Here is a 13714-nt window from a genome sequence, read left to right on the forward strand (position 1 = left end):
GAAATGCCCTAGTAGCTCCGCTACGAGGGCCTTCCGGCGCCTTGCGATCGCACGCACCACGCCCCGCTCCCTGATCCAGATCACAACTCCAGACAGGCCCTAATCCCGTTCCCCTTCGGCCTGTGAGGGAGTCGTCCTCTGTACGTCGGGGTGGCCGGTGTCCATCTCGTCGTCGCGCTCGCCCTCGGCCTGCGAGGGGGTCGTCCACGGCACGTCCGGGTGGCCGGTTTCCCGTTTGCGTTCGGTGCGGGAGGGGGCTGCCTCGGTCATCTGATGCCTCCGCTCCTCGTGCCCTCCTGAGTGCGGACGCGGCCCATTTTACGCCCGAATGCCCACGTCGGCGTAGTACGGCCGGGTCGCGGGGGCCTCGCCACCGTGTGCCACCGCCTCTCACGGGCTGTCCCCGCCCGCCCATGCGCTGATGTCGGCACGTGAGAATGTCTAGACCAGTGTCATGTTCACTGCCATGATGACTCTGCACTTCCGGCACCCCCGCTTCATGAGACCCCCCATTCCCCCCGCAGACGCGGCCCCGTGGGGCCGCGCGAGAGGTGGCGTATGTCCAGACGCGTCTCCACCCGATTCCGGACCCTGCCCTGCTGGGCGTCGGCCTTGCTCCTGGCCCTGGGCATGACCGCACTGGCCCCCGAGGCGTCCGCCCGGCCGGCCGTGCCGAGCACGATCCCGCTGAAGTTCACCAACAACTCCGGGCGCGGCGACCAGATCTACGTCTATACGCTCGGCACCCTGCTCTCGACCGGGCAGCAGGGCTGGGCCGACGCCTCCGGGACCTTCCACCCCTGGCCCGCCGGTGGCAACCCGCCCACCCCGGCGCCCGACGCGTCGATCGCCGGACCGGCCAACGGCCAGTCCCTGACGATCCGCATCCCCAAGCTCTCCGGCCGGGTCTACTTCTCCTACGGCCAGAAGATCGACTTCCGGCTCACCACCGGCGGCCTGGTGCAGCCCGCCGTGCAGAACCCCTCCGATCCCAACCGGAACATCCTGTTCAACTGGAGCGAGTTCACCCTCGACGACTCCGGGCTGTACATCAACAGCACCCAGGTCGACATGTTCTCCGCGCCGTACGCGGTGGGCGTGCAGGGCGCCGACGGCAGCGCGAAGACCGCCGGGCACCTCAAGCCCGGCGGCTACAACGGCGTCCTCAACGCGCTGCGCGCACAGGCCGGCGGCTGGGGCAAGCTCATCCAGACCCGCCCGGACGGCACCGTGCTGCGGGCCCTGTCACCCGGGCACGGCATCGAGGCGGGCGCCCTGCCCGCCAACGCCATGGACGACTACATCAACCGGGTCTGGCAGAAGTACGCCGGCACCACCCTCACCGTCACACCCTTCGCCGACCGGCCGAACACCAAGTACTTCGGGCGGGTCTCCGGCGACGTCATGAACTTCACCAATGGTTCGGGAGCCGTGGTCACCAGCTTCCAGAAGCCGGACTCCGACTCCGTCTTCGGCTGCTACAAGCGCCTCGACGCACCCAACGACCAGGTGCGCGGCCCCATTTCGCGGACTCTGTGCGCGGGCTACAACCGCACGACCCTGCTCACCAACCCCAACCAGCCGGATACCGGCGCCGCCGGGTTCTACACCGACGGCGTGACCAACCACTACGCCCGGATCATCCACGGCCAGATGGCCGACGGAAAGGCGTATGCCTTCGCCTTCGACGACGTCGGCCAGCACGAGTCGCTCGTCCACGACGGCAATCCGCAGCAGGCGTCCATCACCCTGGACCCCTTCAACTAGGCCGGGAGGAGGCACGGCATGAGACGCAAGAGACCGCTGCGCACCCGCCTGGCCGCCCTCGCCGCCGGAGCACTCGCCCTGCTGGCTCCGCAACTCCTCCCGGCCACGGCCGAAGCGGCACCGTCCGCCACCGTGTGCAACAAGTACTGCGACGCCCGCGATCCGGCGCTCGCCCCGCAGAGCCGCACCCCCGTCACGGCCACCGTCTTCGCCCGCTCCATCGCCCTGCACTTCGACGACACCGACGCGATGGGCTGGGCCTCCATCGACAACGGCAGCCCCGGTGACGAGGTGTGGCTGGACCGCTCCTTCGACGGCGGCCGGACCTGGTCCTCGGGCAGCCGCCTCGGCAACACCGCCATCCCCGCCGGACAGCGCGGCTGGCGCACCCTGATGTACAACGTGGACGACTGGGGCGCCCAGGGCGTCGGCGCGCTGCGGGCCTGCGGCAAGGCCGGTGACCGCGCCGACATCGCGTGCACACCGTGGGCCCGTACGACCTGGAACGCATGGGACCGCCGTACGGCCGCCGCCACCGCCCAGATGGCGTTCTACTCGAACGGGACCGGCCTGTTCTCCACCACCGGCTGGTGGAACTCGGCCAACGCCCTCACGGCCGTCATCGACAACATCCGCGTCACGGGCATGCACAGCTATGAGTACGCGATCGCCCGCACCTACGACCTCAACCTCGGTGCGCAGGGCGGGCAGTTCCGCAACGACTACATCGACGACACCGGCTGGTGGGGTCTGGCCTGGGTGGCCGCCTACGACCTCACCGGGGACTACCGCTATCTCGCCACCGCCCGCGCCGACGCCGACTACATGGCCTCCTACTGGGACTCCACCTGTGGCGGCGGTGTGTGGTGGAGCACGGCGAAGACGTACAAGAACGCCATCGCCAACTCCCTCTACCTCCAGCTCAACGCCGCCCTGCACAACCGGATCCCCGGCGACACCGCCTATCTCCAGCGGGCGAGGGCGGAGTGGACCTGGTTCCAGGGCACCGGCATGGTGAACTCCTCGAACCTGGTCAACGACGGCATCGACCTGGGCACCTGCAAGAACAACGGCAGCGCGGTCTGGTCCTACAACCAGGGTGTGCTGCTCGGCGGCCTCACCGAGCTGTACCGGGCGACCGGTGACGGTTCCGTGCTCGCCACGGCCCGTCGCATCGGCACGGCCGCCACCACGTCGTCCCAGCTCAACACGGCCGACGGCATCCTCAGGGACCCCTGTGAGACCGGCGACTGCGGTGCCGACGGCCCGTCGTTCAAGGGTGCCCATGTGCGGGGGCTGGCCAAGCTGAACGCGGCCCTGGCCGACCACCCCTACACGGCCTACCTCAAACGGCAGGCGGACCGTGCCTACGCCGCCGACCGCAACGCCCTGGACCAGTACGGACTGCGCTGGTCAGGACCGCTGGACAAGACCGACGCGGCACGACAGCACAGCGCACTGGACCTGATGAACGCGGCCTCCTAGGCCACGACAGCGGCCACGACAACCGGCTACGACAACCGGCCACGAAAGCGGCTGCGGCAGCGCTCACCACGGCCGCAGGACGAGCTTGCCGCGGCTGTGGCCGGCCTCGCTCCGCTCATGGGCCGCGGCGGCGTCGGCGAGCGGGAAGCTCCGCACCACGGGCACCCGCAGCCGGCCCTCCGCGGCGAGCCGGGCGTAGTCGGCGATGGCCTCCATGGGGCGGGCGCCGCCACCTCCCGAGAAGGTGACACCGAGATCGGCGGCCGCGGGGTCGGCGATGGTCACGACGCGGTCGGTCGTGCCGCCCCGCAGCTCGATCGACACGGGCAGGGCGCCCTGCCCGGCCGCGTCGTACACGGCGTCGACACCCTTCGGCGCAACGGCGCGCACCCGGTCGGCCAGGCCCTCGCCATAGGCCACCGGGATCGCGCCGAGCGAGCGCAGATAGTCGTGGTTGGCGGGCGAGGCGGTGCCGATGACGGTGGCGCCCCGGGCCACCGCGAGCTGGACACCGACCCCGCCGACCGCACCTGCGGCCCCGTGCAGCAGCAGGGTCTCGCCCTCCGTCAGCCCCAGCAGGTCCAGGACGCGTGCCGAGGTCTCGGTGGCGACGGGCAGCGCGGCGGCCGTCTCCCAGTCGAGTCCGTCCGGTTTGGGGGCGACATCGGTGGCCAGCGCGTACGGGGCGTAGGCCCCGGTGTCCGTCCAGCCCAGCACCTCATCGCCCACCGACACATGGGTGACCCCGTCACCGACCTCGTCGACGACCCCGGCCGCCTCCCCGCCCGGGATCGCGGGGAACGAGGCGGGGCCCATCTGCGGCATCCAGCCACTGCGGATCTTGTAGTCGAGGGGGTTCACGGCGGCGGCCATGACCTTCAGCCGCACCTGCCCGGGTCCCGGATGGGGCTCCTCCGTCTCCTTCAGCCGCAGCACCTCGGGGCCGCCGTACTCCTCGTAGACGATCGCCTTCATCACTCTCACTCCCGTCAGCCCTGTCGAGGGGGCATGTCTGTGGCGACAACGCCATCCTCGGCCGGGACATGCCCCGCCCCGGCAGTTCCTCCGGCCAGGTGGAACTGGCCGGAGGAACAGCCGGGGCCGCGGGACGGGCCCATTACGCTGACGGACATGGACCTCACGGCCGCAGTCGATGTGATCCGGGCGCCCCTGGGCGAGATCCTGCCGCGCCTGTCCGCCGCGCTCTCCGGGGCGATCGCGCACCGGGCGGTGGCCGAGCTCTCCGGCAACTGCCCGCACTCACCGTTCAAGGCCCATGGCGACCCGCCCGGCGACCCCGGAACCACCATCACCAGCGCCGAGATGGCCGCCATCGCCCCGGTGGCGCGCGCCGAGGGAACCTGGCAGGGCCGGGCATGGATGGCCGGGGCCGAGGTGCCCGTACTGGCCGTGCACAGCGACGCCACCGCGCGGGGCGCGCTGTGGGACCTGGTGACCGCGCACCGCGACCGGATGGCGGTGGAGGCGGTGCCGGGGATGCTGGTCCAGTCGCGGGCCGCGGCGGCGGCGCGGGCCACGGCCATCGCCGAGCTCGTCGACGCCCACGGCGCCGCCTTGTCCGCCCTGCTCGGCGTGTTGCGCGGCCGCGATCTGGACGACCGGACCGCCCGGGCCCGCGCGGTGGACCTCGCCGTCGGCGCCCTGGCCGAACTGCGCGCCCGGACCGACCGCGATCAGGCGCTGGTGGAGGAGCCGGCCGGTGACGCCTTCGCCCGGCTCGCCGAATCGCTCCGCCCGGTGCTGCGCGGCCTGTCCGTACGGCTGGACCTCGGCCCGCCCGGTACCGAGGAGGGCGCGGACCGGCTGCTCGCCGCCGACGTGGCCAATACGGCCCGCGCGGTGGTGCGGGCCGTGGTGCACGCCATGCTCGACGAGCAGGGACCGGGCCGGGACGGCGCGCCGCGCCCGGTGCACCGCGTGCACATCGGCTGGAAGGTCGGCGAGGGCGAGCTGCGCGCCACCGTACGGGACGACGGCCCCGGCGTCCTGAGACGGACCGCACTGGACGCCCGCCGGGTCGGCGAGCGGCTGGCCGCGCTGGGCGGACGGCTGGACGTGGACGCGGTCCCGGAGTGGGGCACCACGGTGACGGCCACCCTGCCGCTCGGCCCGCCGCAGCCCGCCCGCGAGGATCCGCTGGACGGCCTGGGCGCGCGCGAGCCGGAGGTACTGGAGCAACTGGCCCGCGGCCGGCGCAACCGGCAGATCGCCCAGGAGCTCCACATCAGCGAGTCGACGGTGAAGTTCCACGTGGCGAACATCCTGGAGAAGCTGGGCGTCACCTCGCGCGGCGAGGCGGCCGCGCTGGCCCACGCATGGGAGGCCACCGGCTCCTGAGCCGCCGCCGACATGGCGTACCCGGCAGGCACGTCGGCGGACGGCCTTACGCTTCGGAACGTATCGTTGGCGAGGAACGGCGAGCGGAGCGTTTGATGACCACACCGCGGGACCTGCTGATCGTCACTCTGGACGTGGCGCCCATCCGACCCCTGGAGCGGGGCGACCTGTCGCTCGCGCTCGCGGGAGCCGAGCTGATCGACCTCCTCGGCACCGATGCGCTCACGATCGAGGACGAGCGGATCGTGCCGGGGCTCTGCCCGCCGACCGGGGACCGCCTGCTGGACGAGGCCGCGGCGTCACTCGTTCGCCAGCCGCCCCACGAGCCGGTCGGCGAGTGGCTGTGGCGCAGGGGCCGCGGTCTGTCCTCCGCCTATCTGGACGCCCTGGAGGAGGCGGGACAGATCACCCGGCGTCGCCACGGCTGGCTGCCGCTCCGCGCCGGGCAGGCGGTGCCGGTCGACTCGCCCGCCCGCCGCCACGCGACGGACCGCTGGGCCTCGGACGAGCCCGTCCTCGCCACCCTCGCGGCGGCCATCGGCATCCGTGAGGAGCCCGCCGAGGACGCCGCGGGCGCGGCCGGCGACGCGACCGTGACCGTGCTCGCCGCCGTCAACGACGCGGTGATGGAGCTGGAGGCCGAGCGGCAGCGGCGGGCCATCGAGGAAGCGGCCTACGACAACATCTGGCGCGGCGAATGATCGCGTGACGGTGACGGGGGAGTGGCGGACGCCGCCGGGGGTGGCGCGGTGTGCGGTTGTGGGTGGCGCGGCGCCGCCCACGATCCGCAACCGTGGCCGCGGGCGGGCCGTGCCGCCGTATCGTGTCGGGTGATCCACCACGTCCCATTGGGCACCACCCCCGAACGGAGACGCACATGGACACGTTAGCCGGAGCATCCGGTCACAGACCCCCCCACCGCGACGCCGGGCCCATCACGGCACCCTTCCCGCAGGCCCTCCTCGACGCCTTCCGTGCGCGGCCGGAGCTGCCCGCCTTCGAACACCGCTCACGCGTCCTCACGCGCGGCGAGGTGCTGGAGCTGATCGGCCGGTGCGCGGACGGGCTGCGGGCGGCCGGACTCGGCCCGGGCCGTTCGGTGGCGGTGGCCACCGATGTGACGCCCGAGGGTTTCGCGCTGCTGGTGGCGGCGTACGCGCTGGGCTGCCGGGTGACGGGGCTGCGGCCCGGCATGACCCCGGCCCATCTGGTGTACGTCCTTTCCGACGGAATCGACGTCCTGGTGGCCGACGAGACCGGTGACACCCCCGAATTGCTGGACGCGGCGGGTGGGGTGACCGGGTTGCGGCTGGGCCCGGACCTCCTGGACGCCCACCCGAAGGCCACGGGAGAGCTGACCGCTCAGGGCCGCCCCGATGACATCGCCCTGGTGACGCTGACCAGTGGCAGCACCGGACGCCCCAAGGGCTGTGCGCACAGCTACCGTTCGCTTGCCCTCAACTGGGCTTGGCAGCCCGCGCGTTGGCCCGAGCGGACCGCACGGCTCGCGGCGGGCTACGGGCGGTATCTGCTCTTCGGCACCCTGAGCAGCGCGGTGATCTTCGAGCATCTCGGGGTCTGCCTGATGGGGGGCGGCACCGCCGTCATTCCCGAACCGCCGTTCGCCTTCCCCCAGGTCTTCGAGCGCCACCGGATCAGCGCGTGTCTGACGACCGTGCCCCGGCTGCACCATGTGCTGGACGTCCTGCGCACGGAGCGCGTGGACACCTCCAGCCTCCGGGTGCTGCTGGTTGCCGGGTCCCCGCTCGCCCCGCACCGGCTCGCGGAGGCGGCCCGGCTGCTCGGCCCGGTGGTCCACCAGGGCTACGGGCAGACGGAGACCGGCATGCTCACCCTGCTCACCCCGGACGAGATGGCGGAGTTTCCGGGCCAGGTGTACGACTCGGTGGGCCGGGCGTGGTCCGGGGTGGAGATGGACGTCCGCGATCCCGAGGGGCGGCCGGTGCCCGGCGGGACCACCGGCGAGATATGGGTGCGCACCGACTCGGCGATGGCGGGCTACTGGAAGGACGAGGAGCGGACCCGGGAGGTGCTGCGGGCGGGGTGGGTGCGCACCCGCGATGTCGGACACCTGGACGACCAGGGCTTTCTGCGGCTCACCGGGCGCGCCCGGGACGTGGTCATCATCAACGCGATCGTGCACTACGCCGGGGCGATCGAACGCGCGCTGGCGGCCCATCCCGATGTTGACCAGGCGTATGTGGTGGGCACGCCCGACGAGCGCACCGGCGAGGCCGCGCACGCCTTCGTCGTCCCGGCCGAGGGCCGTGAGCCGGACCTGGACACCGTACGCGCGTTCGTCGTGGCGGAGTTGGGGGAGGCGAGTGTCCCCGCCACCGTCACCGTCGTGACCGAGGTGCCGGTGGCGCCGAGCGGGAAGCCGGACAAGCGGGCGCTGCTGTCGCGGATCACCGGGCCGCTGGAGACGGCGTGATGGTGTGGGGTCGCCCGGACTGAGAGGTCCCGGTGTGCCAGCGGGCACACCGGGACCTCTCCCGTGCGAAGGGTGGCGCTCAGCTCCCGGCCGGCACCGCCGCCGCGGTGCCGGCCGGCTCCCCGGCTGCCCGGGACCTGGCGTCCCGGCGGTCCAGCCAGTTGAGCACCGGGACGGTCATCACCGTGGTCACCAGGGCCACCAGGACCAGCGCCGCGAACAGCTCATCACCGACGATCCCGGCCGAGAGCCCGATGTTGAGCGCGATGAGCTGCATCAGCCCGCGCGCGTTCATCAGGGCGCCGACCCGGACCGCCACCGCACCCGGCTCCCCGCACAGCTTGGCGGCTGCCCAGCAGCCGCCGAACTTGCCGACCGACGCGAGCACGACACAGCCCGCGCCGAACGCCATCACGGCCGGGTCCGCGAACACGTCGAAGCGCGTGTTGAGACCGGAGTAGGTGAAGAACATCGGCACGAAGATGACCTGGGTTGATCCCTGAACCGTCCGCACCACCCGCTCGGATGCCTCGTGGCGGGGCATGGACAGGCCGATGCAGAACGCCCCGAAGACCGCGTACAGCTGGATGGTGTCGGTGAACCAGGCGCCGCAGAACAGCACCGCGACCGTGAGCAGCAGTCGGGACTCGTCGCTCAGCCCCGGCTTGGTCAGGATCCAGGCCAGCAGCCGCCGCCCCACCAGGAGCAGGACGGCCACGAAGAGCAGCGAACCGCCCAGCGCCTTGACGATCGGCCCCGTCTTCTCCGAGGCCACGCTGAGCACCCCGGCGAGCATGAGCCACGCGGCCGCGTCATCGGTGGCCCCCGAAGCGAGGGAGAGCGACCCGTGCCGGGTCCCGGAGATCCCCTGCTCGGTGATGATGCGGGCCAGCATCGGGAAGGCGGTGATGGCGAGGGCGACCCCGACGAAGGCCGCCGTCACCCAGATCGAGACCCCGTCGACGAAGATGGGGACATGGCCGTCGGACGCGAAGGTCAGCCCCACGCCCAGCAGCAGCGGCACCAGCACCCCGGCGGCGGAGACCGTCACCGCGGTTCCGGCCAGCCCGCGCCCGGCATGGGCCCGGAATTCGTACCCCGCGTGGAACATCAGGGCCACCAGGCCGATCTGCCCGGCCACGTACAGCACCGGTTTGAGCTCCGGCGGGAAGACCGCGTCCGACGCGCCCGGCGCCACCAGACCGAAGAGCGACGGGCCGAGCACCACACCGGCGATCATCTCCCCGACCACCGGCGGCTGGCCGAACCGGCCCATCACCAGCACCACCAGACGGCAGGTCAGCAGAATGACCACGGCGGCGATGAAGAAGGCGGGGGCGAGCTCTGTGGGAGTCATCGTCTCACCCTCCTCATCGGCTGCCGGCGACGGCGGGTACGGCGGTGTCACCGGCAGCCGTGGCGAAGTAGTTGCGGCACAGCCCCTGGCGCCGGGCGTCCCACACCATGTAGCCACCGAGCGCCAGCTGGATGAGGCTGCGCGGGATCGCCCCCCACCGGTCGCCCAGCCGCATCCCCGCGAGCCTCGCCGCCCGCGTGGCCGGTCGCCAGGCCACCGTGGTCCGCCGGGGGGTGTGCGGGATCAGCAGACAGGGGCCGCGGCTGGGCAGCGACCGGGTGTGCTCGGCCGCGGACGCCAGCCGGAAGCGCCGGAGCAGCTCCTCGGCCGCGACCCGCATGGTCAGCACGGCGAAACCACGGGCCGGGCACGGCCGGTTGGCGGTCACGCCGAACGGGATGAAGGCCGAGGGCCGGGTGTCGGCGGACAGCCAGCGGCCGGGGTCGAACCGCTGCGGACCGGTGGATCCCGACCGCTGATACTCGGGGTAGTTGAACAGCAGGACCGAGCCCGCCGGTATCGCAGGTCTTCCGGCCCGGGGGATCTCGTCGGTGGTGATGCGGTGGGCCACGCCGAACAGCGGGAAGTGCTGGAGCGTCTCGTTGATGACATGGTCCAGGTAGTCGGCGTCCTCCTCGCCGGAGAGCAGACGGTTCTGGACGCTCTGGTGCGTGGCGAGTGCCAGCAGCAGATGGGCCATCGCCTCCGACGTCTGCACCACGGCGGTGTTGAAGAACGTGCCCTGGAGGTAGTACGCCTGCTCCCGCCGACTGAGCAGCGACGGCAGCGGCACCGGCGGGGGATCGCCAGCCAGTCGATCGCGCAAATACGCGGTGAGCCGGTTCCGCCGGTCCATATGGCGCAGGCTGGTGCACTTCAGGGCGCTGACCACGTCATCGGCGTTGCCGACGATCAGGTCCCGGACATGGCGCGGGCACGGTTCACGGAACACCACTTCGTAGTAGACCTCGGCCCACACCGGCATCATGAGATCGCGCAGCCGTACCCGGTGTTCCCGGGCGCCGTATCCGCCGATGCCCTGGTCGAGTTCATCGAGCACCCGCCGGGTGCAGCGGCCGACCAGTTCGCTCCACCGTTCCCGGGAGAGCCCGGCGAGGATCTGCCGGGTCGTCCTGGCCACCTCGTCGTACCGCGGGCCGGGTTCCAGATGCTCCTGGTGGACCTCGGGGCCGGGGGAGAGCCAGTACCAGAAGAGGTCGGACAGGGCGGCGCCGCGGCTGCGGCCGTTAGCGGCCGGATGCCCGTAGACCCGCTTGAACTCCTCGACGGGCACCTCACGGCCGGGCGCCGGTATCCCCTCCTCTCCGTTGACCTGCGCGAAGAGACGCACCCGCAGGTCGATCACCAGCCGGGGCAGCCAGTACGGCAGGCTGGCCGTCAGCGCCACGGCCGTCGCACCGGTGGCCGCCCGTCTGAGGCGGCTCATGACGCCACTCCACCGGGCGGAGTGGTGGAGGCGTCGGCGGGAGGCCATGCCGGGGCACGCACCAGATCCGGGGTGAGGCCCTGGACACCGGAGGCGCCGCACAGCGCGAGGGCCTGGTCGAGCTCCTCGCGCAGCAGCTCCAGCAGCCGCCGTACGCCCTTCTCACCGCCCTCGGCCAGGGCCCACATCACCGGTCGGCCGATGCCCACGGCGGACGCGCCGAGCGCCAGCGCCTTGACCACATCGGTGCCCCGCCGCACACCGCCGTCCAGCACGATCGGGATCCGTCCGGCCACCGCCGCGTGGATCTCGGGGAGGAGCTCGATCGTGGCGGGCACGGTGTCCAGCTGACGGCCCCCGTGGTTGGACAGCAGCAGCCCGTCGACGCCGTGGCGCACCGCCAGCCGGGCGTCCTCGGGGTGCACGGCGCCCTTGAGCAGGATCGGCAGCGAGGTGATCCCGCGCAGCCAGTCGATATGGGTCCAGGAGATCTCCGGCGACATGGCGATCGGCCGCACCCGGCCGCCCTCGCACGGATCGACCATGTGCTCGCAGCGCAGTCCGTCCGGCAGGTCGAGGAAGCCGTTGCGCAGATCGCGCTCGTGCGCGCCGCGCACCGGGGAGTCCACGGTGACCACCAGCGCGGTGCACCCCGCGTCGGTGGCCCGCCGTACCAGGGACCGGGTGAACTCCAGGTCCGGCTGGAGGTAGAGCTGGAACCACAGGGGCGCCGGGTCGCCGCCCTCACCGGCGCCACGGGTGGCCTCCGCGATGTCCTCCACCGCCACTGTGGACGCCATGCTCACGATCATGATCGTGCCGGCGGCCGCGGCGGCTCGTGCGGTGGCCAACTCCCCTTCCTCGACGAGGAGTTTGTGGAAGGCGGTCGGCGAGAGCAGGATCGGCGTTCGCGCGCGGCTGCCGAGCACGGTGATGTCCAGCGCCCGCTCGGCGTTGCCGCGCAGCACCCTGGGCAGCAGCCGCAGCCGCCGGAACGCCTCTTCATTGGCCCGTACGGTGATCTCGTCCCCGGCGCCACCGGCGATGAAGTCGGCGTAGACGGGGTCGAGTCTCGTCCGGGCGGTGGTTTCGAAGTCCTGGACGGTCATCAGCATGGCGCGGTGTCACCGCCCCGCGCCGGCGGGTTGGGCGTCCGGCTCACGCGCGAAGAACTCGACCAGCGGGACATGGTGGACCTTCGGGTGGTTCCACTCGTTCTCCAGGTTCTCGGCCATGTGGTGGATGCCGAGGAGTTCACCGCCCCGGAAGTGGCGGATCACCGGATGCAGATAGGAGGCGTCGAAGGCTTCCCCGACCGAGTTCTGCGCCGCCCGGCGCACCGTGATGTCAAAGGGATCGACCTTGTCGTGGTCGGGGCCGTACTCCAGGGTGACGATGAAATAGTCGGCGCCCGCCGTCAGGGGGCTTTCATGGGCGTAGGCGACCGGCACCTCCTCGTGGTAGCGGGCCTGGTCGCCATCGGCCGCGACCAGCAGGTCGCCGATCACACCGAACTGCTGCCACAGCGCGGAACTGCGGTTGACCCGCGCCACCACGGCGTCCGCCAGCGCAGACGGATCTGTGGCCAGCGGCTGCGCCGGCCAGGCCCGGTCATGGTGGCGTTCGTCGAGAATGCGGCTCAACGCCCGTACGCCGTAGCGGAATCCGTGGATGAAGCCATTGGTGGACTTCTTGAAGTCGCGCTGCTGGGTGAGGGTACCGGCGAAGTACAGCCCGGGCACATTGACCGACTCGTACGCCGGTGTGAGGGCCGCGAAGCGGTCGTTGATGACCAACTCGGGGCGGCATTCGGGGTCGAACGGCGAGGCGTCGAAGCGGAAGCCGGTGCACACGATGATCCGGTCGTAGGGGATCTCCTTCACGACCTCGTTCGCCCGGGAGAAGCTGAACCGCACTCGGTACCGGCCGCCGTCGCCCGGCTCCTTCTCGATCGAGAGCACATTGCCGTCGAGTATGGCGTTCTGTGATTTGAGCTGGTATGTGTCGAGGAAGTTGTTGTTGACGGCGCGCAGATGGCCCACATAGTGGCTCGCCCATGCCAGCCGCAGGCTGTGCGGTCCGGCCACATGGATGACGGCGGCCGTCTCGATGAGGTTGTCGGCCGTCTCCAGTGCGGAGTTGCCCTTGCCGAGGATCAACACGCGCTGGTCGGTGAAGTTCTCGGGGTCCACCGAGACATCGGAGTAGTCCTCGGCGGTCTCGATACCGGGAACATCGGGGATATAGGGCCGGCTCACCCCGGTGGCCATCACCAGCCGACGGCCACGGTGGTCGCCGCCGTGCTGATCGGTGACGGTGAAGCCGTCGTCGTCGCGGCGGATCCGCACCGCCCGGGTGTCAAAGGCGATGTCGAGGTCGAACGCCTCGGCGAAGTCGGCCAGATAACGCACATAGTCGTCGGCGGCCGGGAAGTAGCGCTTGCTGTAACGGGTGAACAGCAGCTCCGGGTCGGGGGACAGCAGGGAGTTCCAGTCCATCCGGAGGTTGAACTCGGGGTCGTCGATACCGGTGTGCACCTTGTTGCTGGAGATCAGCTGGCGGTGGCGGGGGAACTTTTGGAAGAAGGTGCCCGGTCTGTTTCCGGCTTCCAGGATCCGGTAGGTGTGGCCCGCCGTCGCCAGCAGGTGCCCGAGCTGGAGGCCGGCGGGGCCGGCACCGATGACAAGGTAGTCAAGAGCCTCGGAAGAGTAGAGAGGTTGGTTGTGCACAGTGCCTTCCTTTCAAGAGCGCGATGCAGTGGGGAGCGCGATGACAGGGGAAAGCCGTGACAATTTTCCTTTAAATCTCAACAACTACTCTAATGAGCCGCCGTCACCTTGAGCAA

11 protein-coding genes are annotated in these 13714 nt (G+C 71.3%); 5 read left to right on the forward strand and 6 right to left on the reverse strand.

Annotation, left to right across the window (positions count from 1 at the left end):
• Positions 1-99: 99 nt before the first annotated feature.
• Entirely contained in the window at positions 100-270 is a 171-nt protein-coding gene (locus LIV37_RS46595) for a hypothetical protein (RefSeq protein ID WP_020874047.1), read from the reverse strand.
• A gap of 288 nt (positions 271-558) precedes the next feature.
• Between LIV37_RS46595 and LIV37_RS46600 the strand changes: the two genes are divergently transcribed.
• Together LIV37_RS46600 and LIV37_RS46605 are read left to right on the forward strand one after the other, a co-directional pair.
• Positions 559-1767, forward strand: a complete 1209-nt coding sequence (locus tag LIV37_RS46600) for a glycoside hydrolase family 64 protein (RefSeq protein ID WP_020874048.1) — start codon at positions 559-561, stop codon at positions 1765-1767.
• A gap of 18 nt (positions 1768-1785) precedes the next feature.
• Positions 1786-3252: a glycoside hydrolase family 76 protein gene (locus LIV37_RS46605; protein WP_020874049.1), complete on the forward strand. Its 1467-nt coding sequence runs from the start codon at positions 1786-1788 to the stop codon at positions 3250-3252.
• 63 nt (positions 3253-3315) lie between these two features.
• On the opposite strand, the gene LIV37_RS46610 is transcribed toward LIV37_RS46605, so the two are convergent.
• Entirely contained in the window at positions 3316-4227 is a 912-nt protein-coding gene (locus LIV37_RS46610; RefSeq protein WP_020874050.1) for an NADP-dependent oxidoreductase, read from the reverse strand.
• A gap of 156 nt (positions 4228-4383) precedes the next feature.
• On the opposite strand from LIV37_RS46610, the gene LIV37_RS51935 reads away from it, so the two are divergent.
• From LIV37_RS51935 to LIV37_RS46625, 3 genes are all read left to right on the forward strand, one after another.
• Complete coding sequence (locus tag LIV37_RS51935; RefSeq protein ID WP_020874051.1) at positions 4384-5610, forward strand: LuxR C-terminal-related transcriptional regulator; 1227 nt, start codon at positions 4384-4386, stop codon at positions 5608-5610.
• A 95-nt stretch (positions 5611-5705) separates the two neighbouring features.
• Positions 5706-6311 (forward strand): GOLPH3/VPS74 family protein, encoded by a 606-nt coding sequence (locus LIV37_RS46620; RefSeq protein WP_020874052.1) that lies wholly within the window; start codon positions 5706-5708, stop codon positions 6309-6311.
• A gap of 176 nt (positions 6312-6487) precedes the next feature.
• Positions 6488-8065: a class I adenylate-forming enzyme family protein gene (locus tag LIV37_RS46625; protein WP_020874053.1), complete on the forward strand. Its 1578-nt coding sequence runs from the start codon at positions 6488-6490 to the stop codon at positions 8063-8065.
• A gap of 79 nt (positions 8066-8144) precedes the next feature.
• Here the strand turns inward: LIV37_RS46625 and LIV37_RS46630 are convergent, their stop codons facing one another.
• From LIV37_RS46630 to LIV37_RS46645, 4 genes are read right to left on the reverse strand one after another with little or no spacing between them, the layout of a single operon-like run.
• On the reverse strand, positions 8145-9422 hold the full coding sequence (locus LIV37_RS46630) for a cation:proton antiporter (protein WP_020874054.1): 1278 nt from the start codon (positions 9420-9422) through the stop codon (positions 8145-8147).
• 13 nt (positions 9423-9435) lie between these two features.
• Positions 9436-10869 carry a cytochrome P450 gene (locus LIV37_RS46635; RefSeq protein ID WP_020874055.1) on the reverse strand — a complete coding sequence of 478 codons (1434 nt, stop codon included), beginning with the start codon at positions 10867-10869 and terminating at the stop codon, positions 9436-9438.
• Positions 10866-11984, reverse strand: a complete 1119-nt coding sequence (locus tag LIV37_RS46640; RefSeq protein ID WP_020874056.1) for an alpha-hydroxy acid oxidase — start codon at positions 11982-11984, stop codon at positions 10866-10868. Before LIV37_RS46640 ends, LIV37_RS46635 begins: the two co-directional genes overlap by 4 nt.
• A 9-nt stretch (positions 11985-11993) precedes the next feature.
• On the reverse strand, positions 11994-13598 hold the full coding sequence (locus LIV37_RS46645; protein ID WP_020874057.1) for an NAD(P)-binding domain-containing protein: 1605 nt from the start codon (positions 13596-13598) through the stop codon (positions 11994-11996).
• Between the last annotated feature and the right edge of the window lie 116 nt (positions 13599-13714).

The organism is Streptomyces rapamycinicus NRRL 5491, assembly GCF_024298965.1.
Classification (GTDB): domain Bacteria; phylum Actinomycetota; class Actinomycetes; order Streptomycetales; family Streptomycetaceae; genus Streptomyces; species Streptomyces rapamycinicus.